Annotated in this window: 25 protein-coding genes; 23 read left to right on the plus strand and 2 right to left on the minus strand. The window is 43.3% G+C overall.

Going from position 1 to position 25,976, the window contains the following annotated elements; all coding sequences use genetic code 11:
• The first annotated feature begins 8 nt into the window (after positions 1-8).
• The 9 genes from rnc to ACAX20_RS02780 all read left to right on the plus strand — a co-directional run bounded on the left by rnc (position 9) and on the right by ACAX20_RS02780 (position 9,386).
• Positions 9-677: a ribonuclease III gene (gene rnc / locus ACAX20_RS02740; RefSeq protein WP_371189559.1), complete on the plus strand. Its 669-nt coding sequence runs from the start codon at positions 9-11 to the stop codon at positions 675-677.
• A complete protein-coding gene (gene era / locus ACAX20_RS02745) occupies positions 667-1,578 on the plus strand; it encodes a GTPase Era (protein ID WP_371188401.1) in 912 nt (303 codons plus the stop codon). Before rnc ends, era begins: the two co-directional genes overlap by 11 nt.
• A gap of 2 nt (positions 1,579-1,580) precedes the next feature.
• The gene (gene recO / locus ACAX20_RS02750) at positions 1,581-2,327 is read left to right on the plus strand and encodes a DNA repair protein RecO (protein WP_371188403.1); all 747 of its coding nucleotides are present in this window, start codon (positions 1,581-1,583) and stop codon (positions 2,325-2,327) included.
• Between the two features lie 14 nt (positions 2,328-2,341).
• Entirely contained in the window at positions 2,342-3,076 is a 735-nt protein-coding gene (pdxJ, locus tag ACAX20_RS02755) for a pyridoxine 5'-phosphate synthase (RefSeq protein ID WP_371188405.1), read from the plus strand.
• 15 nt (positions 3,077-3,091) lie between these two features.
• Complete coding sequence (acpS, locus tag ACAX20_RS02760) at positions 3,092-3,472, plus strand: holo-ACP synthase (protein WP_371188407.1); 381 nt, start codon at positions 3,092-3,094, stop codon at positions 3,470-3,472.
• A gap of 160 nt (positions 3,473-3,632) precedes the next feature.
• The gene (gene rlmD / locus ACAX20_RS02765) at positions 3,633-4,964 is read left to right on the plus strand and encodes a 23S rRNA (uracil(1939)-C(5))-methyltransferase RlmD (protein WP_371188409.1); all 1,332 of its coding nucleotides are present in this window, start codon (positions 3,633-3,635) and stop codon (positions 4,962-4,964) included.
• 88 nt (positions 4,965-5,052) lie between these two features.
• Positions 5,053-7,245 carry a GTP diphosphokinase gene (gene relA / locus ACAX20_RS02770; protein ID WP_371188410.1) on the plus strand — a complete coding sequence of 731 codons (2,193 nt, stop codon included), beginning with the start codon at positions 5,053-5,055 and terminating at the stop codon, positions 7,243-7,245.
• Positions 7,245-8,066: a nucleoside triphosphate pyrophosphohydrolase gene (mazG, locus tag ACAX20_RS02775; protein ID WP_371188412.1), complete on the plus strand. Its 822-nt coding sequence runs from the start codon at positions 7,245-7,247 to the stop codon at positions 8,064-8,066. Before relA ends, mazG begins: the two co-directional genes overlap by 1 nt.
• A 180-nt stretch (positions 8,067-8,246) precedes the next feature.
• Complete coding sequence (locus ACAX20_RS02780; protein WP_371188414.1) at positions 8,247-9,386, plus strand: DUF3083 family protein; 1,140 nt, start codon at positions 8,247-8,249, stop codon at positions 9,384-9,386.
• A gap of 46 nt (positions 9,387-9,432) precedes the next feature.
• Here ACAX20_RS02780 and ACAX20_RS02785 read toward each other — a convergent pair whose 3' ends face one another.
• The gene (locus tag ACAX20_RS02785) at positions 9,433-9,852 is read right to left on the minus strand and encodes a secondary thiamine-phosphate synthase enzyme YjbQ (RefSeq protein WP_371188416.1); all 420 of its coding nucleotides are present in this window, start codon (positions 9,850-9,852) and stop codon (positions 9,433-9,435) included.
• A 275-nt stretch (positions 9,853-10,127) separates the two neighbouring features.
• Here ACAX20_RS02785 and ACAX20_RS02790 point away from each other — a divergent pair, with 275 nt between their 5' ends.
• The 12 genes from ACAX20_RS02790 to rpoS all read left to right on the plus strand — a co-directional run bounded on the left by ACAX20_RS02790 (position 10,128) and on the right by rpoS (position 20,593).
• On the plus strand, positions 10,128-11,765 hold the full coding sequence (locus ACAX20_RS02790) for a CTP synthase (RefSeq protein WP_371188418.1): 1,638 nt from the start codon (positions 10,128-10,130) through the stop codon (positions 11,763-11,765).
• A 93-nt stretch (positions 11,766-11,858) separates the two neighbouring features.
• On the plus strand, positions 11,859-13,151 hold the full coding sequence (gene eno / locus ACAX20_RS02795; protein WP_371188420.1) for a phosphopyruvate hydratase: 1,293 nt from the start codon (positions 11,859-11,861) through the stop codon (positions 13,149-13,151).
• Positions 13,152-13,379: 228 nt separating this feature from the next.
• Positions 13,380-14,024: a hypothetical protein gene (locus ACAX20_RS02800; RefSeq protein WP_371188422.1), complete on the plus strand. Its 645-nt coding sequence runs from the start codon at positions 13,380-13,382 to the stop codon at positions 14,022-14,024.
• A 186-nt stretch (positions 14,025-14,210) separates the two neighbouring features.
• Complete coding sequence (ftsB, locus tag ACAX20_RS02805) at positions 14,211-14,489, plus strand: cell division protein FtsB (RefSeq protein WP_371189560.1); 279 nt, start codon at positions 14,211-14,213, stop codon at positions 14,487-14,489.
• A 2-nt stretch (positions 14,490-14,491) separates the two neighbouring features.
• Positions 14,492-15,202, plus strand: coding sequence for a 2-C-methyl-D-erythritol 4-phosphate cytidylyltransferase (gene ispD / locus ACAX20_RS02810; RefSeq protein WP_371188424.1), 711 nt, complete (start codon positions 14,492-14,494; stop codon positions 15,200-15,202).
• The gene (ispF, locus tag ACAX20_RS02815; RefSeq protein ID WP_371188426.1) at positions 15,193-15,690 is read left to right on the plus strand and encodes a 2-C-methyl-D-erythritol 2,4-cyclodiphosphate synthase; all 498 of its coding nucleotides are present in this window, start codon (positions 15,193-15,195) and stop codon (positions 15,688-15,690) included. Before ispD ends, ispF begins: the two co-directional genes overlap by 10 nt.
• Positions 15,683-16,735: a tRNA pseudouridine(13) synthase TruD gene (truD, locus tag ACAX20_RS02820; RefSeq protein WP_371188428.1), complete on the plus strand. Its 1,053-nt coding sequence runs from the start codon at positions 15,683-15,685 to the stop codon at positions 16,733-16,735. Before ispF ends, truD begins: the two co-directional genes overlap by 8 nt.
• Positions 16,713-17,468, plus strand: coding sequence for a 5'/3'-nucleotidase SurE (surE, locus tag ACAX20_RS02825; RefSeq protein ID WP_371188430.1), 756 nt, complete (start codon positions 16,713-16,715; stop codon positions 17,466-17,468). The genes truD and surE overlap by 23 nt, the downstream gene beginning before the upstream one ends.
• On the plus strand, positions 17,465-18,121 hold the full coding sequence (locus ACAX20_RS02830) for a protein-L-isoaspartate(D-aspartate) O-methyltransferase (RefSeq protein WP_371188431.1): 657 nt from the start codon (positions 17,465-17,467) through the stop codon (positions 18,119-18,121). The genes surE and ACAX20_RS02830 overlap by 4 nt, the downstream gene beginning before the upstream one ends.
• A complete protein-coding gene (locus tag ACAX20_RS02835; protein ID WP_371188433.1) occupies positions 18,118-18,696 on the plus strand; it encodes a YqaA family protein in 579 nt (192 codons plus the stop codon). The genes ACAX20_RS02830 and ACAX20_RS02835 overlap by 4 nt, the downstream gene beginning before the upstream one ends.
• Positions 18,697-18,746: 50 nt before the next feature.
• Positions 18,747-19,589, plus strand: coding sequence for a peptidoglycan DD-metalloendopeptidase family protein (locus tag ACAX20_RS02840; RefSeq protein ID WP_371188435.1), 843 nt, complete (start codon positions 18,747-18,749; stop codon positions 19,587-19,589).
• 77 nt (positions 19,590-19,666) lie between these two features.
• On the plus strand, positions 19,667-20,593 hold the full coding sequence (gene rpoS, locus ACAX20_RS02845) for an RNA polymerase sigma factor RpoS (protein WP_371188437.1): 927 nt from the start codon (positions 19,667-19,669) through the stop codon (positions 20,591-20,593).
• 73 nt (positions 20,594-20,666) lie between these two features.
• Here the strand turns inward: rpoS and mutS are convergent, their stop codons facing one another.
• The gene (mutS, locus tag ACAX20_RS02850) at positions 20,667-23,231 is read right to left on the minus strand and encodes a DNA mismatch repair protein MutS (RefSeq protein WP_371188439.1); all 2,565 of its coding nucleotides are present in this window, start codon (positions 23,229-23,231) and stop codon (positions 20,667-20,669) included.
• Between the two features lie 420 nt (positions 23,232-23,651).
• Here mutS and recA point away from each other — a divergent pair, with 420 nt between their 5' ends.
• Positions 23,652-24,680, plus strand: a complete 1,029-nt coding sequence (recA, locus tag ACAX20_RS02855) for a recombinase RecA (RefSeq protein ID WP_371188440.1) — start codon at positions 23,652-23,654, stop codon at positions 24,678-24,680.
• 377 nt (positions 24,681-25,057) lie between these two features.
• Positions 25,058-25,969 (plus strand): homoserine O-succinyltransferase, encoded by a 912-nt coding sequence (gene metA / locus ACAX20_RS02860; RefSeq protein ID WP_371188442.1) that lies wholly within the window; start codon positions 25,058-25,060, stop codon positions 25,967-25,969.
• The last annotated feature ends 7 nt before the right edge of the window (positions 25,970-25,976 follow it).

A 25,976-nucleotide genomic window follows, 5' to 3' on the forward strand; every position in this document is an offset into this window, starting at 1 on the left:
AAAGTTTAATGCTGCAACGTTTGCAGAAAAAATTAGGTTACCAGTTTCGCGATCAGCAACTATTGGTGCGGGCGCTAACGCACCGCAGTGCCAAAGGTGAAAATAACGAGCGCTTGGAATTTCTAGGCGATTCAATCCTTGGTTACATTATTGCTCGAGCGTTATTCGAGCAGTTTCCTAAAGCCAGTGAAGGTGAACTTACTCGTATGCGCTCAACACTTGTTCGAGGCGTTACCCTAGCACAACTCGGTCGTAGCTTTGAGCTTGGCGAAACTTTGATTCTCGGCCCAGGTGAATTAAAAAGTGGTGGCTTTCGTCGCGATTCCATTTTGGAAGATGCGGTGGAGGCGATTATTGGTGCCGTGTTTGTTGACTCTGACATGGATACTTGTCGTGACTTAGTGTTGACTTGGTTTGCAGCAAAACTGCAAAGCATTACTCCGGGCAAGTCGCAAAAAGATCCGAAAACACGCTTACAGGAATACTTACAAGGGCGCAAAATGGCGCTACCTAAATATGAAGTTACCGAGGTAACCGGTCAGGCACATAATCAGCAATTTACTATCAGCTGTGAAGTGCAGGGCATTGAAGGTGTTATTATTAGTAAAGGTACTTCAAGGCGTAAGGCCGAACAGGCTGCCGCTGAGCAGGCATTGGAGCAGTTAGATGTTAAATAGTGAACAATATTGTGGCTTGGTAGCCATCGTTGGTCGCCCTAACGTGGGTAAATCGACCTTACTAAATGCATTGCTAGGGCAAAAAGTAAGTATTACTTCGCGTAAACCACAAACCACGCGTCACCGTATTTTGGGTATTTTAACAGAGGGTGATCGCCAAGCTGTATTAGTCGATACTCCTGGTCTGCATCAAGAAGAAAAGCGCGCTATTAACCGCTTAATGAACCGAGCTGCATCGAGCTCCATTAACGAGGTTGAACTTATCATTTTTATGGTTGAGGGAACCCATTGGACCAGTGATGACGAAATGGTGTTGAACAAAATCAAACAGGCAAAACGACCAACGGTGTTGGTGGTTAATAAAGTTGATAATGTTCAAGATAAAGAAGAGTTATTACCACACTTGCAAAAGCTAGGGGCGATGTATGATTTCCAAGAAATCGTGCCGATCAGTGCCTCGAAAGGTGACAAAGTAGATAAGATCAAAGAAATCTGTCTCCAGAGCTTACCTGAAGGCGATTTTTGGTTTCCTGAAGACTACATCACCGACCGTTCATCACGTTTTATGGCGTCAGAAATTTTACGTGAAAAACTAATGCGTTTTACCGGTGATGAGCTACCGTATTCAACGACAGTCGAAATAGAGCAGTTTCAATCGGATGAAAAAGGCACCTTACATATTAATGCTTTGGTATTGGTTGAGCGTAATTCTCAAAAGCGCATGATCATTGGCAACAAAGGCGAGAAAATGAAGGTCATTGGCCGAGAAGCCCGCCGCGATATGGAAGAGTTGTTTGAGCGTAAAGTGTATTTAGAAACCTGGGTTAAAGTGAAATCTGGGTGGGCTGATGATGAACGTGCTTTACGCAGTCTTGGCTACGGAGACGATTACTCGGGGTAATCATGGCCTATCGGCAAGAGCAATATCAACGCGCTTATGTACTGCATTTAAGGCCATATCGAGATAATGCTCGGCTGGTAAATTTACTGACGGAAAACGACGGCCATGTTAGTGCCGTCGTTTATACATCCAGCAGTGGCAAAAACAGTAAATTGGGTTCTTTACAACCATTCTCGCTGCTACAAGTCTCTCTGCAAGGGGCAGGTTCGTTGCCTATTTTGAATAAAATAGAGCGAGCTGAGAAAAGCCTTAATTTGCAATCTCAATACCTTTATAGTGGTTTTTACCTCAATGAGTTGTTAGTACGGTTGTTACCGGAAAATATTAGCTTAGACTGCTTATTTGCGGATTATCATCGAACGTTATTAGCGTTTACTCAACAAAACACACTTGAGCCACTATTGCGTCAATTTGAATTGGCGCTACTTGAAGAATTAGGCCTAGGGTTAGACTTCTCCACGTTAGAATCCAGCCTGGCTGAACCAGAGCCAACCCAGCAGGCAGTATCACTAACTCACCCCATTCAATGGTACTGTTATCATAAAGAACAGGGCTTCTTATTAGCCTCTGCTAATGCCAAAATGGCGGTCTACAATGGTCAACATCTGTTGGCTATCGCCCATGGAAATTTAACCGAAGGCGACGTATTATTAACCTGTAAGCGACTGATGCGACAGGTGTTATTTGAACTTCTTGGCGGCAAACCGCTTAATAGCCGACGTTTGTTTGCCAGTGCATTTAAACAATAAATTAGGGTATCTCAATGAAAGACATTCTGTTGGGCGTCAACGTTGACCACATTGCCACGCTACGCCAAGCACGTGGTACAACTTATCCAGATCCTGCACATGCGGCCAGTGTTGCTGAACACGCTGGTGCTGATGGCATCACTATCCATTTGCGCGAAGATAGACGCCACATTACCGATCGCGATGTTGAGGTAATGGCCCATACGATTCAAACTCGCATGAACTTAGAAATGGCCGTAACCGATGAGATGCTCGATATTGCTTGTCGTATTAAGCCTGCTTTCGTGTGCTTGGTGCCTGAAAAACGTGAAGAATTAACCACCGAAGGTGGTTTGGATGTAGCAGGGCAGTTAGATAAAATCACCGATGCCGTTAAACGATTAATGGCGCAGGGTATTACTGTCAGCTTATTTGTCGATGCGGATAAAGCACAGTTACAAGCTTGCCAACAATCGGGTGCCGAATTTATTGAAATTCACACCGGCCATTACGCAGACGCAACCAGCGAGCATGAGCAACACGCGGAGCTCGATAAAATCAAACGTGGTGTAGAATTTGCGACTGAGCTCGGTTTAAAAGTCAACGCCGGTCACGGTTTACACTACTTTAATGTTAAACCAATCGCAGCGATAGACGATATTATCGAATTAAACATTGGTCATGCCATTATTGCTCGCGCGGCCATTGACGGTTTAGACAAAGCCGTGCGCGATATGAAGCGTTTGATGCTTGAAGCGCGCCAAGCATAATGATTAGGAAGTGATATGTCGGTTGTCGGTATAGGAAATGACATCGTAGAAATCGCTCGTATTGATACCATGAGCGAGGCTGCGCGCGAGCGTCTTGCCAGACGGGTGTTAACCGAACGTGAGTATCAACATTATCAAAGCTTAAATTTTAAGTCGCCTTATCTTGCCAAACGTTGGGCAGGAAAGGAGGCCGCTGCAAAGGCGCTAGGAAGAGGTATCGCCGATGGCATTTCTTTTAAAGATTTTGATATCGTCAGCTTGTCCACCGGTCAACCAACATTGCAGTTAACCGGAAGGGCAGAGCAAATTGCTGAAGATATGCAGGTAAGCTCGGTACACATCAGCTTATCCGACGAAAAACATTACGCCCTAGCCTTTGTGGTTTTATCTAAATAGCGCGGTTAATTTGAAACGCTTGTTGGCGCATCGAGGCAATATGGTTTGTCGGCAATGCGCCTCTGAGCAAATGACCGCTATTTCGTGCTAAACTGACACATCCGTTACAACTCTAAAGGTAACGGTTTTATCCTCTAACACCTAACATTGTCATGTACTTATGGTAAAAATATTTCAGCAAAAAAAAGACGCGAGTCTTGTTAAGCAACGCAAACGTCTAACCATCGAACGGTTAGATATGAATGGTGACGGTGTTGGCAAACTTGCCAATAAGCCAGTGTTTGTCAGTCAATCCTTGCCGGGTGAAAGCGTTGAAGTTGTTATCACGGAACAAAAAAGTAAGTACTTACGCGCACAGTGTAAACAGGTAATTGACGCTAGCTCTCAAAGAGTAGAACCTAAGTGTCCACACTTTTATCAATGTGGTGGTTGTGATTTGCAACACATGTCTTATCAGGCTCAGGTTGACTATAAGCAGCAAAAAATATCGCAACTATTTCGTCGCAACGCCAATCTTGAACACTTGCCTTGGCAAGCTCCATTGTTAGGTAACGGTTGGCATTATCGTCGCAAGGCACGTATCGGTGTGCAATATAATAAGCATGGCGAGCCCATTGTCGGTTTTCGTCAGCGCGGTAAAAACGTGTTAACACCAATTAAGGTGTGCGCTGTTTTACCTGATTCGCTACAAAACATATTTGTACCATTACAGCAGCTATTAAAACAACTACCGGCACATGCTGTTGGTCATTGTGAAGTGATTCATGCCAATCAACAGGTGGTGATTTTACGGGTATTAATATCGCTATCGTCTGAGCAGTTGCAATCTATTGAACAATTTGCCGAGCAGCACCAGTTGGCAGTATGGTTACAAACCGATAAGGAAACCATTGACCTACAAGCACAACCTGTGCCGGCAATGAGTTATATTATTGACGACAAAACCTTACAGTTTCACCATAATGATTTTTTACAAGTAAACGCTGTACTTAACAATAAAATGGTTGACCAAGCGATGACTTGGTTAGATATTGGTACGGACGATCAAATTCTTGATCTCTTTGCTGGGTTCGGTAATTTTAGCTTACCAATGGCGGCACGAGCTAAAGCAGTTATTGGTGTCGAAGGGGTTGAGACTATGGTTGCGCGAGCTACGGCCAATGCCCAAGCCAATAACCTTGATAATTGCTGTTTTTTCCAAGCAGATCTGAATGATGAAAATGCGCCTTGGCCTTGGTTATCCAAATTTTCATCCGGCCGTGTCAATAAAGTGTTGCTTGATCCGGCTCGAGCGGGCGCGCCAGGGGCAATTAAACGTATTATTGAGTTGAGCCCAGACAAGGTGCTTTACGTATCTTGTGATGCGGCCACTATGGCTCGAGATAGTGCGGTACTGTTGGCAAATGGGTATCGCCTGATCAAACTATCGTTAATGGATATGTTTGCCCAAACAAGACATGTCGAAAGCATGGCCTTGTTTGTAAAGCGTTAGTAGTTATCAAATGCTGCTGTCGATTTTCACAAGAAAGTGATTCGCACCTTGTGATAAGTAAGTTGGTATTACGCAATTAGGAAGAATAATGGTATCGGTTCGTAAATCACACCCCATGTCAGAACAAGGCTTTAAGACCTTGCTGCACGACTTAAAACTTAGTGAAGATAAGCATCAAGCGTTAGTAAACGTGTTTGACATGCTGAGTTCTACCTACACTGAGCATGAGTCTCAATTGCAAAAAGGCTTGGAAATGGTGCACATTTTAGCCGACCTTAACATGGATTGTGACTCGTTATGCGCTGCTATGATCGTGCCTTTGCAAGAACAGCAACTTCTATCATTAGAGGACATCGAAGCGCAATTTGGTCAGTCTATTACCACCTTAGTTCAGGGTGTGCATCAAATGGATGCCATTCGCAGTTTACAACAACCGAGTGGCACGCATCATGCGAGTGCGCAAATCGAAAATATTCGCAAGATGTTGTTATCTATGGTGGAAGATGTACGGGCTGTGGTGATTAAACTTGCCGAACGGGTATGTAATCTTAATAGTGTTAAGAATGCTGATGAAGACGTAAAAGTATTAGCGGCTAAAGAAACGGCCAATATTTATGCGCCACTGGCAAATCGTTTAGGTATTGGTCAAATAAAGTGGGAGCTAGAAGATATAAGCTTTCGTTATTTGCACCCGCAAACCTATAAAAAAATCGCCAACTTGTTAGACGAAAAACGCATGGATCGCGAGCAATATATGCTCGACTTTGTCGCCGCCGTGCAACAGCAACTGGATAACTTAGGTATTCAAGGCACAGTTTACGGTCGCCCTAAGCATATTTACAGCATTTGGAAGAAAATGCAGAAAAAGTCGTTAGACTTTGAGCAGTTATTCGATGTTCGTGCAATTCGCGTTATCGTTGATAAGCTACAAGATTGTTATGGTGCGCTTGGTGCAATTCACACCAACTGGAAGCATTTGCCAAGCGAATTTGACGATTACGTTGCAACCCCAAAACCGAACGGTTACCAATCAATTCACACGGTAGTACTTGGGCCTGCTGGTAAGCATGTGGAAGTACAGATTCGTACTCAGCAAATGCATGACGATGCTGAGCTAGGTGTTGCCGCGCACTGGCGTTATAAAGAGGGCAGCGCCAGCGGCAAAAATGGCTTTGACGAGAAAATTAATTGGTTGCGCAAATTACTGCAATGGCAAGAAGATGTGCAGTCATCTGACGATTTGGTTGAAGAACTTCGCAACGAAGTATTTGAAGATCGTATCTATGTATTTACCCCAAACGGCGATGTGATTGATTTACCTAATGGCTCAACGCCGTTAGATTTTGCTTATTATATCCACTCCAATGTTGGTCATCGCTGCATCGGTGCTAAGGTCGATGGTCGTATTGTACCGTTTACTTATAAGCTAAATACCGCTGAGCAGGTGGAAGTATTAACCAGCAATAAGCCTAATCCGAGTCGTGATTGGACGAACCCAAGCTTGGGTTATATTCACACCGCGCGAGCGCGCTCTAAAGTACAAAGCTTTTTCAAATTACTCGATAAAGATAAGCATGAACAAGCAGGCAAAGAAGCGTTAGAAACAGAGCTACACAAGCATGAATTAGCAGAGCTTGATTACAAGCCGCTATACAAAAAATTCAATGTAAAGTCCTTAGCTGATTTGCATGTTGCTATCGGTAGTGGCCACGTTAAAGTTGCTCAGGTTATTAATCAATTAAACTTTGTTGCCAATAAAGATAAGCGCAAAGATGAAATTGATCCTAAGCTGGTTATCAAACAAGAGGGCGATAAACAGCGCATTGAAAAGGACGGCATTACAGTCTCTGGCGTTGGTAACTTATTAACCCATATGGCCAAGTGCTGTCAGCCCGTACCGGGTGACGATATTGAAGGCTTTATTACCCAAGGTCGTGGTATCAGTGTACACCGTCGCAACTGCGAGCAATTAAAGCATGCACTTGAGCAGTCACCTGAGCGTCAAGTTGATGTGCAGTGGGGGAAAACCTCTGCCAGAGACTATCAAGTCGATATTCGAGTGATCACCAGTGAGCGCCAAGGCTTATTGCGCGATGTGACCACGGTGATTGCCAATGAAAAAGTCAACGTGCTTGATATGTCATCGCGATACGATGTAAAAAACCGCAACAATGAGATGCGCTTTAAGTTGCAGGTTGCCAACACCGATGCTTTATCACGGCTAGTAAATCGTTTGGATCAAATTGATGATGTGATCAGTGTAGAACGGATCAATAGCTAATGAACAATGACAATGACACGCACATGTTAGACTCGCCGGCGAGTATTGAAAAGCTGGTATGGATCATGAGTAAGCTACGCGATCCTGAACAAGGCTGCCCATGGGATTTAAAGCAGTCTTATAAAACCATTGTGCCATACACTCTTGAAGAAGCATTTGAAGTTGCTGAAGCCATCGAAAACCAAGACTATCAAGAGCTGGAAAAAGAGCTTGGCGATTTATTGTTTCAGGTGGTTTTTTATGCCCGCTTAGCTGAAGAAGAGCAGCGTTTTGCGTTTAACGATATTATTGTCGCCATTTGCGAAAAGTTGATTCGTCGTCATCCACATGTATTCGCACAAGCTGAGTTTGCTGATGAACAAGCGATCAAAGCCAATTGGGAAGAGGAAAAGGCCAAAGAGCGTAAGCAAAAAAATAGCCAAACCTCGTTACTTAGCGACATCCCCAAAGCACTCCCGGCGTTAAGCCAAGCGGCGAAAATTCAAAAACGTGTCGCCCACGTTGGTTTTGATTGGGACAATATTCATGATGTTTTGGCGAAAATTAAAGAAGAGGTTGCCGAAGTTGAACATGAGTTGGCACAAACAACGGTTAACCAACAAGCTCTTTTAGAAGAGATCGGTGATTTATTGTTTGCCACCGTAAATCTAGCGCGTCATGCTAAAGGTGATCCTGAGCAGGCGTTGCGACAAGCCAACCAAAAGTTTACTCGCCGTTTTCAATATATCGAAGCTTATCACCAACAGCACCAGCTCGATATTAAGCAATCATCACTGGCATTCTTAGAAGAGCTTTGGCAACAGGCCAAACAACAAGGCTGAGTCGCTTGCTCAGCCGTAAGACTATGAATTCAGTTTGCCTAGTGCTTTATTGCTTACATTAGCTTTGCTTTTGCTACTCTTACCGCGTCATTAAATTATCATCGCTATGTCATGTATTTGACACATTAGCTCGTTACTGTGTGCTTAATTTTTAAGCTTATAGAGTAGCGGAGAGCTATCATGTTACAACATACAAACCGTATGACTTTGATGCGTAAACGTAGTGCACATCATAAAGTATTTGTACCGAGTAACGCCCGAGAAAACCAATATCTATTGGCTGAGTTCAAGCCCAATAACGCGCTTTTGCAGTTAATTACTGGTGAGTATCAAAGTGGTGTCAGCGTTGGTGATTTTTATCGCAAGTTATCACATCACTTTTTTAAACTGTGTGGCCAGCATGGCTTTGACAATGTAAGTCTTATTGGCAAGCATAAATTAGTACGGGTAATGTATAGCGAAGAGCAGCAGGTATTGGAAACAGAGCAACAAATACTGTTTATGTATAGCCCTATACAACACGTTGGCTTAACCACATTTTTTGATGAGCAACAACTTAGCGACAAAATCCAATTGTTATTTTTAGCCACGGGCGATGATCTGCGTCATCATGCACCTAAATTTCATAACCGTGTTGCTCGCTTGTTAACTGAATTTTCACGCATGCTGAGTGTAAGTGTTGGAAGCTTTAAAATTAGAGATCACCAACACCTCACCTTTGATGTATTTGCCAAGGCCAAAGGCGAGCGTAAAATAAAAACTCACGGTTTTCGGCCTGTTGCTGAGCGCTACAAGGCGCAATCATTTTTATTACCTAAAGAAAAACAAAGCATGACGTTTGCTGTGGTTAATTTGCCGATTCATCGCGGTCTTTTGGAATTTTGCGATATTGATGAAACAGCGCCAGATCCTTACAACCCGCTTTATATGTTTGTCAGTAATCAATTTATCAAAGTCGCCAAACAGTACAATCTGAATAATTTAGCCATAATTGCCAATGGCAAAACACCAATCATCCGCTGTGACAATGAGGACTATGTCCTACCCAAGGGCGAGTTAATTTATCTTGGCTATAAGCCCGCCTCAAATGACGGAATGTTCACTAGCCAGTGGGATAGTAGAAATTTAGTCGACAGCATTAAGCTGGTATTTGTTGCTAGTGACAATGATTGCCATAAAACTGGCTATGGGCGCTTTGTAAATCATATAAGCCAAGCAGTCAAAAAATTATGCGTTGAACTCAATTATCAAGCTGAGCATGATGCCGTGATGTTGCGTTTTCATCAACATTTAATGTACACCTTGTCAAAGGCCCTGTAGCACGGCAACGCACAGTCTATCTAAAAGACGAGTGACAGCGTTTACCCTATTCCCCTTGCATGGTTGCTATAATAGAACGTGCACCACCGTGGTTGCGATGCTCACATAGGTAAATACCTTGCCATGTGCCTAACGCAAGTTGGCCATTACTAATAGGAATGATTAGCTGATTACCAATGGTGGTTGACTTGATATGCGCCGGCATGTCATCACTACCTTCATAATCGTGCTGGTAGTAAGGTGCGTTTTCAGGAACAAAGCGATTAAAATGTTGTTCCAAATCGAGGCGTACGGTGGGATCTGCATTTTCATTTATACTCAACGAAGCAGACGTGTGTTGTAAGAACAAATGCAGCAGGCCAACGCGATAATTAGCGAGCTCAGGTAACTGTAGGTAGATTTCCTTATCGATTAAATGAAAACCGCGCGATTTAGGGGGAAGTGTTAAACGTGATTGCGCCCACATGATTAGGTATTCCTATGTTGAAAATTGCTACAAACGACTATTGTTGTCTAACTTTGCATTTGTTACAATAGCGCCCCGTCCTGCTAGACTGTACTTGTTACGGTTTATGTCTAAAAACATAACAACAACTTAACTGTGATTTTACACGCGGCTTGGTTTTACCATGTCCTGCGCTACAGTTTATTTGCTAGCAATCTATCGTGATGCTTAATTTGAATTTCCTAAGCGCACAATAGACACACAATTTCTGTTAATTCCTTAATTCCGGGTTTCACATGACAACGAGATATATTTTTGTAACAGGTGGGGTGGTTTCATCCCTAGGTAAAGGTATTGCTGCGGCTTCGATGGCAGCTATATTGGAAGCCCGAGGTCTTAAAGTGACCATGCTTAAATTAGACCCTTACATTAATGTTGACCCGGGTACTATGAGTCCTATTCAGCATGGTGAAGTATTTGTTACTAATGACGGCGCTGAAACAGACCTTGACCTTGGTCACTATGAGCGCTTTATTCGTACCAAAATGACCAAGAAAAATAACTTCACCACAGGTCGTATTTACCAAGACATTCTTGCTCGTGAACGTCGCGGTGAGTTTTTAGGTGCAACCATTCAGGTTATCCCACACATTACCAATGATATTAAGCGTCGTGTTATTGAAGGCGCTGAAGGTTATGACGTGGCCATGGTTGAAGTTGGTGGCACAGTAGGTGATATCGAATCGCAACCGTTCTTAGAAGCAATTCGTCAACTAGGTGTAGAGCTTGGTCGTGAGCGTGCAATGTTTATGCACTTAACCTTAGTTCCTTACTTAGCTGCAAGTGGTGAAATCAAAACCAAACCAACGCAACACTCGGTTAAAGAGTTGCGCTCAATTGGTATTTTCCCTGATATCTTAGTATGTCGTAGTGAAGGGGTTATCCCTGCGAATGAACGTGCGAAAATCGCATTGTTCTGTAATGTTGAAGAAAAAGCTGTTGTTGCTATGCGTGACGTTGACAGCATCTACAAAATCCCAGCATTGTTAAGGTCGCAAGGTACCGACGACATCGTATGTAAGCGTTTTGGTATTGAAGCACCAGAAGCTGACTTGAGCGAGTGGGAACAAGTTCTATTCCAAGAAGCCAATCCAAAAGGTGAAGTAACCATTGGTATGGTTGGTAAGTACATTGAACTACCAGATGCATACAAGTCGGTAAACGAAGCATTAAAACATGCAGGTTTGAAAAACCAATTAACCGTGAACATCAAGTACATTGATTCACAAAACGTTGAAGCCAAAGGCGAAGAAGAGCTTGCAGGCGTTGATGCTATTTTAGTGCCTGGCGGTTTTGGTGAACGTGGTGTTGAAGGTAAAATTTTAACGGCGAAATACGCACGTGAAAACAAGGTACCTTACTTTGGTATTTGTTTAGGTATGCAAGTTGCGTTAATTGAATACGCACGCAACGTAGCCGGTCTAGAAAACGCTCATTCAACCGAGTTTGATCCGCAGTCACCATATCCTGTGGTTGGTCTAATTGAAGAGTGGTTAGACGAAGCGGGTAATGTTGAAACACGTGACGAGAATTCAGACTTAGGTGGTACCATGCGCTTAGGTTCACAACTATGTCATTTAGTCGCAGGTACCAAAGCGGCTGACATTTACGGTAGCGACAGTGTATTTGAACGTCATCGCCATCGTTACGAAGTAAACAATAACTACCGTGACAAACTAGAAGAAGCGGGTCTTGTTTTCTCAGGCTTATCAGCAGATAAGAAATTGGTTGAGATGGTCGAGATACCTGAGCACCCTTGGTTTGTTGCCGGTCAGTTCCATCCGGAGTTTAACTCCACACCGCGTGATGGGCACCCACTATTCCAAAGCTTTATTGCTGCGGCATATGAAGCGCAAAAATCAAAAAACAACTAATTACCCAAAGCCGCAGTTAGTCTTAACTTGCGGCTTTTTAAATATCAATAATAATAATTTAGCAATACAGCCAACTAATCGTTAGAGGTAAACATGTCAGAAATAATTAAGGTTATTGCTCGTGAAGTTATGGACTCACGTGGTAATCCAACAGTAGAAGCCGATGTACGCTTAGCGTCAGGTGCGTTTGGTCGTGCTTGTGCGCCATCTGGTGCATCAACAGGTTCTCGCGAAGCGCTTGAACTACGCGATGGCGACAAATCACGTTATTTAGGTAAAGGTGTATTGAAAGCGGTTGCTGCTGTTAACGATAGCATTGCTCCGGCACTACTTGGCAAAGACGCTAACGCTCAAGCTGAAATTGACCAGATCATGATTGATCTTGACGGTACAGAGAATAAAGAAAATTTTGGTGCAAACGCTATTCTAGCGGTATCACTAGCCGTAGCAAAAGCAGCAGCGAATGATAAAGGCGTTGAATTATACGAGCACATCGCTGATCTTAACGGTACGCCTGGCCAATACTCAATGCCAGTACCGATGATGAATATCCTTAATGGTGGTGAGCACGCCGACAACAATGTTGATATTCAAGAATTCATGGTTCAGCCAGTTGGCGCACCAAGCTTTAAAGAAGCGTTACGTATGGGCGCTGAAATCTTCCATCAGTTGAAGAAAGAGCTAAGCGCGAAAGGCTTGAATACGGCTGTTGGTGATGAAGGTGGTTTTGCCCCTAACCTAGCATCAAACGAAGATGCATTGGCGCTTATTGAAACAGCGGTAACAAACGCTGGTTACAAAATGAATGAAGACGTAACTTTAGCGTTAGACTGTGCATCATCTGAGTTCTACAAAAATGACGTATACGATCTAGCAGGTGAAGGTAAGCAGTTTGATTCTGAAGGTTTCGCTGGTTACCTTGCCGATCTTGCTAACCGTTACCCAATCGTATCAATCGAAGATGGTTTAGATGAAAGCGACTGGGCTGGCTGGAAAGTTCTAACTGATATGATCGGCGATAAAGTTCAGCTTGTCGGTGATGACTTATTTGTTACCAACACCAAGATCTTAAAGCGTGGTATCGATGAAGGCATCGGTAACTCAATCTTAATTAAATTTAACCAAATCGGTTCACTGACTGAAACATTAAATGCAATTAAGATGGCAAAAGATGCAGGCTTTACCGCGGTTATTTCACACCGTAGTGGTGAAACAGAAGATGCAACTATCGCTGACTTAGCGGTAGGTACAGCTGCTGGCCAAATTAAAACGGGTTCATTATGTCGTTCAGATCGTGTTGCTAAGTACAACCAATTACTTCGTATTGAAGAGTTCTTAGGCGACAAAGCGGTATACAATGGCCGCAGTGAAATCAAAGGTCAATAATACGACCTTGCGATAAAATAAAAAAACCTGCTTCGGCAGGTTTTTTTATACCTAAAATTTTATCTGCTGTATATGCTGTGGCGGGGGATGGTTTCGATTGTCAGCTAAGGTGATAGCGGGCAGGGTAAATAACAATTTTGGCTTTTTTACGATGCTAGTGTAGTCTATTATTTCATCAGGTGGTGTTTTGCCTGTATTTTCATAATCTTATTCGAGCCGTTTGTTTATATGCAAGATTTACTGAGTAATGTCATTACGCATTCTCCACAGTTCTCCGAACTGTGCAGCGCTTTATATGAGCGAGAAGTAAAGCAACTTGCAGATACCACACCGGCAAGATGTTCGGCATTACCTGCTCGCTTAAAGAGCTTACCTCACTATGTTCGTCGCACTGCTGGTTCAATGTTGGCCAGTCAATCACCGCTCAGCATCGATGTGCAAAATGCCAGTTGGAGTGAAAAACAGGCGAGCAAATTACCATTGGCAGGGCAGAGTAGTGAACAAATTCGGCAGTGGTATAGCAAACACCCTCTCCCCCTAGGCTTAGTGGTACCAGTTTTAGAACAACACGAAAATAGGCAACGGATCATTATTGATTGTATTGATCGGGTTGATACCGCGGGACAACGAATTCGCTGTAATTACAGTGGCTGGTTTGCGCTAACCTCGCAACAAATCGACGCTCAATCACAATTAGTATTACTCAAACCCAATAAAAAAGTCTTTATAGCTGCCTGCTCAGGCCATCAGTGGCGAGGCGAGAAACAGACGCAACCACAGCCTTTAACCTTGCGAGAGTTATTGTTATCTTGCCAAATCAATTGGCAAGATATGGCCAAGACATTGCCACTAAGCTCTAATGCCGTAAATTAACGACATGGTGGCACGTTGTCATTGTCTGTTCTGATGGTGGGCTAAATATTTTAGTGATCTAATCATTTTATAACATTGCTTTACTGGCTAATCCCACAAATAATCGATCAAATTGCCGTTAGCTATGGACTTGTTTTACCTGCCTTTTATAATGTGGTTATTATTGATTATCACAGCGACCATATGATGCGAATCTTAACCGCGATATTGGCTATTTTTCTGATTTTGTTGCAATACCGTCTATGGTTTGGCAAAAACAGTGTGCCTGATTATTGGCAACAGCAAAAAAGTGTCGTTGCGCAACAAGACATTAATAAGCAATTGCAGCATCGTAATAAGTTACTCTGGGCAGATATTAAAGATTTGCGTAACGGTTTAGAAGCTGTTGAAGAGCGAGCTCGCAATGAGCTAGGCTTAATCAAGGAAGGTGAAACCTTCATCCGTGTTATCCCACAAGAGAAATAACCTTGAACAAACAACCTATGATAGCAGGCTATACCATGATATTGCCTGCGGCAGGTATTGGCAGTCGTATGCAACAAGCACTGGCCAAACAATACCTTACTATCGATAACAAAACCATTATCGAGCGCACTCTGGAGCGTGTGCTATCACACCCTAAAATTGCCCACGTGGTGGTGGTGATCAGTGCCGAAGATAACACCTTTGCGTCTTTAACAATCGCTAAACATGACAACGTTAGCATCGCTATCGGTGGTAAAGAGCGTGCTGATTCAGTGTTGGCTGGTCTTAAAGCAGCTGGCGAGCAAGATTGGGTATTGGTTCATGATGCTGCACGCCCTTGCGTTACTCATACAGATATCGATGCACTGATTGAGTTTTGTGAACAAAACCAAGAAGGGGCGATTTTAGCAACCCCAGTACGTGATACCATGAAGCGAACTAACGCCAGTGGACACATAGCGATTACCGAAGAGCGTGATAATTTGTGGCATGCATTAACCCCACAAATGTTTCCACACCGCTTATTGTTATCATCTCTTGAGCGGGGCATACAAGAGCACGCTAATATCACCGATGAAGCCTCGGCAATGGAATATGCTGGTCAATCTGCTCATGTGGTGTCTGGGCGAGAAGATAACATTAAAATCACAAGACCAGCGGATTTACCGTTGGCCGCGTTTATTTTGCAACAGCAGGAGTCAGCATGCGTATAGGTCATGGTTACGATGTTCATAAATTTGGTGGTGAAGGCCCTGTAATGCTTGCCGGTGTGGCCATCGATTATCCACAGGGCTTCCTCGCCCATTCAGATGGCGACGTTGCGATTCATGCGCTGTGCGATGCCATCTTAGGGGCATTAGCAATGGGGGATATTGGTAACCATTTCCCCGATACTGATAGTGATTATGAAAACATTGACTCGCGTATTTTGTTGCGTCACGTTGTGTCACTTATGCAACAACGTGGCTATATGGTCGGTAATGTAGATATTACCATTGCCGCCCAAGCGCCGAAAATAGCGCCACATTTATTGGCGATGCGTCAGGTATTAGCCAGCGATTTAAATACTGATATTGATAATGTTAATGTTAAGGCGACAACAACAGAAAAGCTTGGCTTTGTTGGTCGAAAAGAAGGGGTTGAGGTACACGCTGTAGCCTTGTTGCTAAGCAGTGGCACTGAGGAGCAGGCTAATGACTGAACTGGCTTATGTTTACGGGAAACCTTCTGCAACAGGTGACTTACGTACTGTACCTGAAGACTTTCAGGTTATTGAGCTACTGCCATTTACGGCTAGCGGTGAAGGCGAGCATTTACTGATTCGTGTGCGTAAAACTGGCGCCAACACCATTTACGTTGCCAAACAGCTTGCTCGTTATTTTAAAGTAAAACCACATTTTGTTACTTACGCCGGATTAAAAGATAGAAACGCGGTAACCGAACAATACTTTGGTGTCCATGTTCCAGGTAAAGCAGAGTATGACTTGTCAGACTTTGACTGTCCTGGCGTCGAGATCCTATCGTACAAACGCCACAATAAAAAATTGAAGACCGGTGCTTTGCTCGGCAATCGATTTACCTTGACGTTGCGTAACGTTAGCGACGTTGAACAAGTACAAGCTCGTTGGCAACAAATTGTCGAAGGCGGTGTTGCCAACTATTTCGGTGAACAGCGCTTTGGTATCGACGGTAATAACCTTGAGGGTGCAAAACAACTGTTTGCAGGGCGTCGTATCAACGATCGTAACAGGCGCGGCTTTTATTTATCTGCCGCTAGGTCGCATATTTTTAATCAAATGCTGGCTAAGCGCATTAATATGGGCGCCTTTGATACGCCGATGAATGGCGATGTGTTTATGCTATCCGGATCTCGCTCGGTATTTGCTGAAGCGACGATTGATGAAACGATTATACGCCGTTTGCAGGAACAAGATATTAACATCACTTTACCACTTTGGGGTAAAGGTGAATTAATGACGCAAGCTGACGCTGCTGACTTTGAAGCACAAGCCGCAAGCGAACACAGCGAGTTTTGTCGTGGTCTTGAAAAGTTTGGCTTAAAGCAAGAGCGACGAGCTTGCCGTTTAACCATGACAGCACCAGCATTAACGGTTAATGACGATACGGTAGTGGTGAGCTTTATCTTACCGGCAGGCTGCTTTGCAACCACGGTGTTAAGAGAACTTATCAATTATAACGATATTAGTGCACAGGAACGTGACCATGAACATACTGATCAGCAATGATGATGGCGTTAATGCCCCTGGCATTAAAGTACTTCACCAACACTTGTCGGCATTTGCCGAACAAACTCTAGTTATCGGTCCTGACCGAAACTGCAGTGGCGCTAGTAATTCATTAACGTTATTGAATCCACTGCGTGCCGAAGTACTGGAAAATGGTTTTGTATCAGTGAACGGCACGCCAACCGACTGCGTCCATTTGGGTATTAGCCAGTTGAGTGACACGCCGCCCGATTTAGTGGTCGCTGGCATCAATCATGGTGCTAACTTGGGGGACGATGTTCTTTATTCAGGTACCGTTGCCGCAGCCACGGAAGGACGTCACATGGGGTTGCCAGCTATTGCAGTGTCGCTTGTGGGTAAAGAGCAACAACATTACGATACAGCTGCAGTGGTTGTAACACGGTTTATCGAAAAGTTACAGCAACACCCGCTTGCCAACGATCAAATTATTAATATCAATGTACCTGACGTGCCGTTGTCAGAATTAAAGGGGATTCAGGTTACTCGCCTTGGTCATCGTCATAAAGCTGAGACCATGAAAAAAATGCAAGACCCATGGAAGCGCGATATTTATTGGTATGGCACCCTAGGTGGTGAGTTAGATGCTGGCCCTGGCACCGATTTTTATGCGGTTGCCAATAACTATGCATCTGTGACACCATTAACGGTTGATATGACAGCCTACAACAGTATGGCCAACATGAAGCAATGGATTAGTGATTTAGACATATGAATGCGACTCGACGTATTGGTGGAAAATCTTCGCGAAGCGGCGAGCTGCTAGCAAGACAATTACAAGCCCAGGGGATCAAAGACGAACGTGTACTGCAAGCGATTGCGAAAAGTCCACGACATATTTTTGTCCCAGAAATACTTGCTCATAAAGCCTATGACAACACAGCGTTACCTATTGGCCAAGGGCAAACTATCTCGCAACCGTATATAGTCGCTAAAATGACCGAACTGTTATTAGCCAACAATAGCAATGAAAGCGTGCTAGAAATAGGCACTGGCTCAGGTTATCAAACGTCCATTTTGGCGCAGCTGTTCGATAAGGTCTACTCCGTAGAGCGAATCAAATCTTTGCAATTTCAAGCCAAACGTCGCTTACAAAGTATTGATTTACATAACGTACAAATGAAGCATGGTGATGGCTGGAAAGGGTGGTCAAGCAAGGCGCCTTATAAGGCAATTATCGTTACCGCGGCTGCGAGTGAAGTACCACAAATGCTACTCGAGCAATTAGCGGATGGCGGTAAGCTAATCATCCCTGTTGGACAAAATTCCCAAGTATTAAAATTAATTCAGCGTCAAGGCGATCGTTTTGACGTTAAAGAAGTCTTAGCGGTTCGTTTTGTACCGCTTGTTGCTGGAGCATTACTGTGAAAATATTTTCACCTTTATATCAATGGACTATGAACTGGGCGCAGCATAAAGCAGCACCTAAAGTATTGGCAGTGTTATCATTTGCTGAATCGGTATTTTTCCCTATTCCGCCCGATGTCATGCTTGCACCAATGGTGCTATCAAAACCTCATAAAGCCTGGCATTTTGCCTTTATTACCACTTTGGCATCCGTCTTTGGCGGCATTTTAGGCTATTTTTTGGGGTATTGGTTATTTGAGCCTGTAATTAAGCCACTACTTATCGATTTTAACTATATGGATAAATTTCAACACGCCATGGACTGGTTCCAAGAGTATGGTGTTTGGGTTGTTTTCCTCGCCGGTTTTTCGCCAATTCCGTATAAAGTATTTACTTTGAGTGCAGGTTTTCTGCAAATGATGTTTTTGCCATTTTTGTTGGCATCAGCCATCGGCCGAGGATTACGTTTTTATTTAGTCGCAGGTTTAATTAAAGCGGGTGGCGCGAAAATGGAAGCCAAAATTCGTGGCAGTGTGGATATTATCGGTTGGGCAGTGGTGTTACTTGCCATATTGCTTTATGTACTATTTAAGTAGTACTCGATAATTGCGCGCAAGCTTATTTAGGTTACATCAATAGCAAGACTATGAAACAACAAAAGGCAAGCAAACAACCTTATTTGGTACTGGCATTAACAGCCTGCTGGTTGTTACTTTCGGCTTGTGCTGACCGTACTCGCCCAGCCCCTGTGGTTAACTTGAGCAATAAAAGTGGTCCACAACAGCAACCTATTTATGAGTCGTTAGAACGTATCTCTGGCGACTCATATAAAGTCCAAAAGGGGGAAACCCTATACTCTATTGCTTTTCGTGCGGGCAGTGATGTAAAAACTTTAGCAAAACTAAATAACATCACACCACCTTATAAAATTTACCCCAATCAATTGTTAATTATCAATAACAAAGCGACGGTAACGGTAGCTAAAGGGAATCTAAAAAAAGAAAAAAATCCCCAAGTAAAAAGTAAAAAAAATGTTGCAAATGACAATGCCGAGGAGTATGGTGGCGATAAGGGTGGGAAATTCTCTGCGGTGAAAGTACCATCTTTAAAGCAGCAAGTGAAGTCGTGGAAGTGGCCAGTAAAGGGGCCTGTTATCGCCACATTTTCTACTGCTGAAAAAGGCAACCAAGGCATCGATATTGCCGGTAAACGGGGGACACCTGTTAAAGCCGCCGCCGATGGGTTGGTTGTATATGCTGGTAATGCATTGCGTGGATACGGTAACTTGATCATTATCAAACACAATGATGATTACTTGAGTGCTTATGCTCACAACGATCAGTTACTGGTAAAAGAACAAGAAACCGTTAAAGCGGGCTCGACAATCGCAAAAATGGGTAACACTGGCACAGACCGTGAAAAGCTACATTTTGAGATTAGATTTAGGGGCAAATCGGTAAATCCTTTACGCTATTTACCGAAGCGATAAGTAGTAATTAAGAAAAAGAACGAGGCAAATGTGAACAATTAACAACAACTCCGTTATAGGGGGTTTGGGAGACATCGATGGAAAAAACCAAAGAAGTAGTCACTACAAGCGAAAAGCAAACTGCAAGTGACAATACGCTAGAGAAGGTTGCTAGTGAAGAATCACCATCAAGTTTAGATGCGACGCAGCTTTATCTGAGTGAAATTGGCTTTTCTCCCTTATTAAGTGCTGAAGAAGAAGTTTTCTTTTCTCGTAAGGCATTGAAAGGGTGTGAAGCATCAAGAGCGAGGATGATTGAAAGTAATCTGCGCTTGGTTGTCAAAATCGCCCGCCGCTATAATAATCGAGGGTTGCCGTTATTGGATCTCATTGAAGAAGGTAACTTAGGCCTCATCCGCGCTGTTGAAAAGTTTGACCCTGAACGAGGATTTCGTTTTTCAACCTACGCCACATGGTGGATTCGTCAAACTATTGAACGAGCCATTATGAATCAAACCCGCACTATCCGTTTACCCATTCATGTTGTTAAAGAATTAAACGTATATCTACGTGCCGCACGCGAGTTAGTGCAGCAGCTTGATCATGAGCCAACCGCTGAAGAAATTGCCGATAAACTTGAAGTCCCTGTCGCCGATGTCAGTAAAATGCTCAAACTTAATGAACGCATTACCTCAGTCGATACCCCGTTTGGTGGTGAGTCAGATAAGGCGTTGTTAGATGTCATTGCTGATGAAAAAAGCCAAGGCCCAGAATCAGACTTACAGGATTCTGATATTCGCCAAAATATTGTTCACTGGTTAGGAGAGCTTAACTCTAAGCAACGAGAGGTGTTAGCCCGTCGCTTTGGCTTGCTTGGCTATGAGCCAGCAACGCTAGAAGATGTTGGTCATGAAATTGGCTTAACCCGTGAGCGTGTTCGTCAAATACAAGTCGAAGCATTAAAGCGATTACGTGATATTTTGTCATCACAAAACTTATCAATCGAATCGTTGTTCCAAGCATAAACCTCGTCTGATATAGACAAACAAAAGACCCGCATTAATGCGGGTCTTTTACTTTACAATGATGCCATTAGTATTATAACGATTCTTTTAGTTTATATAATAAATCCAGCGCCTGTCGCGGCGATAAATCATTCACATCAACGGCCTGTAATTGGTCAACAACAGGGTGTGACGGAGCGAATAGGTCGGCTTGTTGTACCTCGCTGGCAGGCTTGATGATCGTTGGTTTTGACTGGCTTTCAAGCTCCGCTAAGCGCTGTTTTGCTCGAGCTATAACGCCTTTAGGTACACCAGCAAGTTGAGCCACTTGCAAGCCAAAACTTTTTGAAGCCGCACCCTCTTGCACGGCATGCATAAAGACAATGCTGTCGCCGTGTTCAACGGCATCAAGGTGCACATTAGCTAGGCTTGGCATTTGCTCTGCTAATTCTGTCAGCTCAAAGTAATGACTGGCAAATAACGTAAATGCCTTAGAATTAAGTGCGAGGTACTCTGCACAAGCCCAAGCCAGTGATAGGCCATCATAGGTCGATGTTCCTCGGCCGATTTCATCCAATAATACCAATGATTTTTCGCTGGCATTGTTTAGTATATTAGCTGTTTCAGTCATCTCAACCATAAAGGTTGAGCGGCCACTTGCCAAATCATCAGATGCACCAATACGGGTAAATATGCGATCGACAATACCAATGCGTGCACTGTCGGCAGGAACAAAACAACCAACGTGAGCAAGCAGCGTGATAAGCGCCGTTTGCCGCATATAGGTTGATTTACCGCCCATATTAGGACCGGTAATAATTAACATACGGCGGTCATTGTTAAGCATGACAGGGTTAGCGATAAAGGCTTCAGTACTGACTTGCTCAACCACTGGGTGGCGACCTGCATTTATTTCTATGCCAGGCTCATTGCTAAGCTCGGGTTGTTGATAATTTAAGGTGTCGCTGCGTTCGGCAAAGGTATTTAATACATCGATTGTGGCAATGGCTTGCGCGCAGGTTTGTAAGGTATCAATTTGCTCAGCCAATATATCGAATAGCTCATCGTATAAGCGTTTTTCTAAGGCTAAATAACGGCTTTGTGCCGTTAATACCTTTTCTTCATGGGCTTTTAGCTCTTCGGTAATAAAGCGCTCGTTATTTTTTAATGTCTGGCGCCGAATGTAGTGATCCGGTACATCTTGTGATTGGTTACGAGAAATCTCTATATAGAAACCATGCACTTTGTTGTAGCCAACTTTTAGCGTGCTGATGCCAGTGGTTTCACGCTCTCGTTGCTCCATTTGTGCCAAGTAATCAGTAGCACCTTGGCTTAAATCGCGCAGTTCATCGAGCTCAGCGTTATAACCTGTGGCAATAACACCACCATCACGGATTAATACCGGCGGGTTATCAACAATGGCTTCGCTAAGTAGTTGTTGAGTATCTGGTAGTGGTTTAACTTGCTCTGCTAATGTTTGCATCAATGGCGTCTGGCAAAGTTTGGCTAACTCATGTAGTTCGGGTAAGGCGGTAAGAGCATTACGCAAACGTGCAAAATCACGAGGGCGAGCGCTTCGCAAGGCCACGCGGGAAACAATACGTTCGATATCACCCATGCTTTTTATCACATCAAAGGTATCGTCTTTAATGTCTTCGGCTAGGATGGTGGCAATAGCCTCTTGGCGCTGTTGTAACGTATCAATATCCCTGAGAGGGAAGTGTAACCAACGCTTTAATAGGCGCGAACCCATTGGGCTTGCACTTTTATCTAACACTGAAGCTAAAGTGTTTTCGTAACCGCCGGATAAATTAACGGTGAGTTCCAAATTTTTACGAGTAGCGGCATCTAAAATTACACCAGAAGCATAACTTTCTGCTTTAATCGAACGAATATGTGGCAAGGCACTGCGCTGCGTATCGGTAACGTATTGTAATAAACAACCTGCGGCACACAGACCAAGTGGGTAATCTTGTACGCCAAAACCGGCTAACTCGCTGGTGCTAAACTGTTTGTTTAAGACTTTGTTGGCGGTTGCCAGATCAAACTCCCAATCGGGACGGCGACGCGTTCCTTTAATGGAATCGATTAAGCTAACATGGTTAAATGATTCAGGATAAAGCAACTCAGCTGGATTAAGTCGTTGCAACTCTGCTTGCAGTTGCTCAGCTGTATTTGGCTCAGCAATGACAAAACGGCCACTGCTCATGTCCAAGTAGGCCACACCAAAACCCGTTTTATGTTCAAATATGCTGACTAACAGGTTATCTTGCTTGTCATTTAATAACGCTTCATCGGATACCGTACCCGGTGTAACAATGCGCACTACTTTGCGTTCAACTGGACCTTTACTGGTCGCAGGATCGCCAATTTGCTCACAAATGGCCACTGACTCACCAAGTTGCACCAATTTGGCCAAATAGCCTTCTACGGCATGGTAAGGAACACCGGCCATCGGAATCGCATTACCCCCTGATTTGCCGCGAGCGGTTAGCGAGATATCCAATAAATCAGCCGCCTTTTTGGCGTCATCGTAAAATAGTTCATAGAAATCGCCCATGCGATAAAACAATAAAATATTTTGGAACTCAGATTTAATGGTCAGGTACTGGCGCATCATAGGCGTATGATTGCCATTGTTTAAAAGGTTGTCAGTCATCTATTAGCTTTTTGTTATGGATTCGAGGTGAAATAAGTGGCAAGCAAACTATTTTGTGTGCGCCAGCAAAGGCTTATTAAATTTACCTAGAAACCTTGAATATAGGAGTAAACGTTACAATGTAATGATGTTAAAATAATCTGTGTTAAAGAGCAAAAATGATTTCTTTAAACAGAGTCAGCTTTACTGCATAAACTACTGTATATAATAATGTATCAGTTACAGTAATGTACTGTATATGATATTAAAGTGATCATGTGTAACTAACGAAGGTTTTATTTGTTTTTCAATTAAATCAGTGTGTTACTGGGTTGTTTTGCGGTTTTTTAACGATTTTTAGAAATAACTGTTGATACTGTACGATTATACAGTATACTGTCATCAATTACTGGATACATATTAAAACTTCTGGAGACATTAATGGACGCGAATAAAGAAAAGGCGTTAGCCGCAGCGCTAGGTCAAATTGAGCGCCAATTCGGTAAAGGTTCAATCATGAAACTTGGTGAGAACCGCAGCATGGACGTTGAAACCATTTCAACTGGCTCTTTATCATTAGACGTTGCATTAGGTGCAGGTGGTTTACCAATGGGACGTATTATTGAAATTTACGGTCCTGAATCAAGTGGTAAAACAACACTAACCCTAGAAGTTATCGCTGAAGCACAACGTAATGGCAAAGTGTGTGCCTTCGTTGATGCTGAGCATGCACTTGACCCTATTTACGCGGAAAAGCTTGGTGTAAATATTGATGAGTTATTGGTATCTCAACCAGATACAGGTGAGCAAGCATTAGAGATTTGTGACATGCTAACCCGCTCTGGTGCGGTTGATGTTATCGTTGTTGACTCGGTAGCTGCGCTTACTCCTAAAGCTGAAATTGAAGGTGACATGGGTGACAGCCACATGGGCTTGCAAGCACGTATGCTATCGCAAGCAATGCGTAAGTTAACGGGTAACTTGAAGCAATCTAACACCATGATGATCTTCATTAACCAAATCCGTATGAAAATTGGTGTTATGTTTGGTAACCCAGAAACCACAACAGGTGGTAACGCATTGAAATTCTACGCGTCAGTACGTTTAGATATTCGTCGCACAGGTGCGGTTAAAGATGGTGATGCAATCACTGGTAACGAAACACGCGTTAAAGTAGTTAAGAACAAAATTGCTCCACCATTTAAGCAAGCTGAATTCCAAATCATGTACGGTGAAGGCATTAACAATATCGGTGAACTTATCGATTTAGGTGTACAGCACAAGTTAGTTGAAAAAGCCGGTGCTTGGTACAGTTGTAATGGTGAGCGCATCGGTCAAGGTAAAGCCAATGCTTGTAATTTCTTAAGAGAAAACAAGGCAATGGCAAAAGACCTAGACGCCAAACTGCGTGCATTATTACTAACATCCACTGTAGTTAGTGACGAAGAAGAGACAATTGAAGCTGAATAATCTCAGTTTCTAATCTTGTATTGTAAGGCCACTCAATGAGTGGCCTTTTTTGTACATGGATGTACTTATACTCCCGCGCCATGGATGGTGCTAGGAAGTGCTTGTCATGGATGTACTTATACTCCCGTGCCATGGATGGTGCTAGGGAGTGCTTGTAGCTGATTTATACTTCCTAGCCACAGGTAGCGTTAAAGAATATCGCTAAATAGTTTGGTCACTACAGACGTTGTTTTATTTAACTTATCAGCATAAACCCCTACCTTTAATTCTTTTTATAGAGGAATCTATAATATAAACTTTAGACGTCTAGATGTTTAAAGTTGACATTCTACGATGCTCACGTACTATGAATATGTTTATGTTAATAGAATGTTGTTATGCCAATAAAGATCCCTAATCAATTACCCGCACTGGCGGTGCTAGCGAATGAAAATATTTTCGTGATGTCGGAAACCCGTGCCATCAGCCAGGACATACGGCCGATGCAGGTGGCTGTACTCAATCTTATGCCGAATAAAATTGAAACGGAAATCCAGATTTTGCGCATGCTATCAAATACTCCATTGCAAATTCATATTGATTTGGTGCGTTTGCATCTCGACCAACCGAAAAATACTCCCAAGGCTCATATGGATGCCTTTTATGTATTATTCGATGATATTAAACACAAACACTATGATGGGCTTATTGTTACCGGCGCTCCGCTTGGCCAATTAGATTATCAGCAGGTTAACTACTGGGATAAAATAGAAGAAGTATTTCGCTGGGCCAACAGTAATGTCACCTCAAGTCTATATTCTTGCTGGGCAGCTCATGCGGCGTTGTATTTTCATTATGGGTTAGAGCGGCAGTTGCGTGATGACAAACTATCAGGGATATATCAGCACAAAACCTTAGATCCGATGGAGCAGTTAACGCGAGGCTTTGACGAGCATTTTAACGTACCACATTCTCGTTATGGCGAAATACCACTGCAGGATTATCAATCTATTGAAGAATTATCGGTATTAGCACACTCAGCACAAGCAGGTGTTTACTTGGCAGCAAGTAATGATAAACGCCATGTGTTTGTTACCGGCCATCCTGAATATGACTCTTACACACTCAAAGAAGAGTATCAGCGAGATTGTGACGCAGGTATTGACCCGCAAATACCGGTCAATTACTTTGATAATGACTGTATTGATAGCGAACCGGCCAATAATTGGCGAAGTCATGGCTGTTTATTGTTTAGTAATTGGTTGAATTACTACGTGTATCAAATTACGCCATATCATTTAAATCATTAATAAGAGC

It is taken from the genome of Thalassotalea sp. Sam97 (assembly GCF_041379765.1).
GTDB classification, from domain to species: domain Bacteria; phylum Pseudomonadota; class Gammaproteobacteria; order Enterobacterales; family Alteromonadaceae; genus Thalassotalea_A; species Thalassotalea_A maritima.

Coding starts and splice junctions, on each gene's coding strand:
- recA (WP_371188440.1), top strand. CDS start 23,652: ATGGACGCGAATAAAGAAAAGGCGTTAGCCGCAGCGCTAGGTCAAATT.
- recO (WP_371188403.1), top strand. CDS start 1,581: ATGGCCTATCGGCAAGAGCAATATCAACGCGCTTATGTACTGCATTTA.
- rpoS (WP_371188437.1), top strand. CDS start 19,667: ATGGAAAAAACCAAAGAAGTAGTCACTACAAGCGAAAAGCAAACTGCA.
- ACAX20_RS02790 (WP_371188418.1), top strand. CDS start 10,128: ATGACAACGAGATATATTTTTGTAACAGGTGGGGTGGTTTCATCCCTA.
- ACAX20_RS02830 (WP_371188431.1), top strand. CDS start 17,465: ATGAATGCGACTCGACGTATTGGTGGAAAATCTTCGCGAAGCGGCGAG.
- metA (WP_371188442.1), top strand. CDS start 25,058: ATGCCAATAAAGATCCCTAATCAATTACCCGCACTGGCGGTGCTAGCG.
- ACAX20_RS02785 (WP_371188416.1), bottom strand. CDS start 9,852: ATGTGGGCGCAATCACGTTTAACACTTCCCCCTAAATCGCGCGGTTTT.
- ACAX20_RS02800 (WP_371188422.1), top strand. CDS start 13,380: ATGCAAGATTTACTGAGTAATGTCATTACGCATTCTCCACAGTTCTCC.
- rlmD (WP_371188409.1), top strand. CDS start 3,633: ATGGTAAAAATATTTCAGCAAAAAAAAGACGCGAGTCTTGTTAAGCAA.
- acpS (WP_371188407.1), top strand. CDS start 3,092: ATGTCGGTTGTCGGTATAGGAAATGACATCGTAGAAATCGCTCGTATT.
- eno (WP_371188420.1), top strand. CDS start 11,859: ATGTCAGAAATAATTAAGGTTATTGCTCGTGAAGTTATGGACTCACGT.
- mazG (WP_371188412.1), top strand. CDS start 7,245: ATGAACAATGACAATGACACGCACATGTTAGACTCGCCGGCGAGTATT.
- ACAX20_RS02780 (WP_371188414.1), top strand. CDS start 8,247: ATGTTACAACATACAAACCGTATGACTTTGATGCGTAAACGTAGTGCA.
- surE (WP_371188430.1), top strand. CDS start 16,713: ATGAACATACTGATCAGCAATGATGATGGCGTTAATGCCCCTGGCATT.
- relA (WP_371188410.1), top strand. CDS start 5,053: ATGGTATCGGTTCGTAAATCACACCCCATGTCAGAACAAGGCTTTAAG.
- ftsB (WP_371189560.1), top strand. CDS start 14,211: ATGCGAATCTTAACCGCGATATTGGCTATTTTTCTGATTTTGTTGCAA.
- ACAX20_RS02840 (WP_371188435.1), top strand. CDS start 18,747: ATGAAACAACAAAAGGCAAGCAAACAACCTTATTTGGTACTGGCATTA.
- era (WP_371188401.1), top strand. CDS start 667: ATGTTAAATAGTGAACAATATTGTGGCTTGGTAGCCATCGTTGGTCGC.
- pdxJ (WP_371188405.1), top strand. CDS start 2,342: ATGAAAGACATTCTGTTGGGCGTCAACGTTGACCACATTGCCACGCTA.
- truD (WP_371188428.1), top strand. CDS start 15,683: ATGACTGAACTGGCTTATGTTTACGGGAAACCTTCTGCAACAGGTGAC.
- rnc (WP_371189559.1), top strand. CDS start 9: ATGCTGCAACGTTTGCAGAAAAAATTAGGTTACCAGTTTCGCGATCAG.
- mutS (WP_371188439.1), bottom strand. CDS start 23,231: ATGACTGACAACCTTTTAAACAATGGCAATCATACGCCTATGATGCGC.
- ispF (WP_371188426.1), top strand. CDS start 15,193: ATGCGTATAGGTCATGGTTACGATGTTCATAAATTTGGTGGTGAAGGC.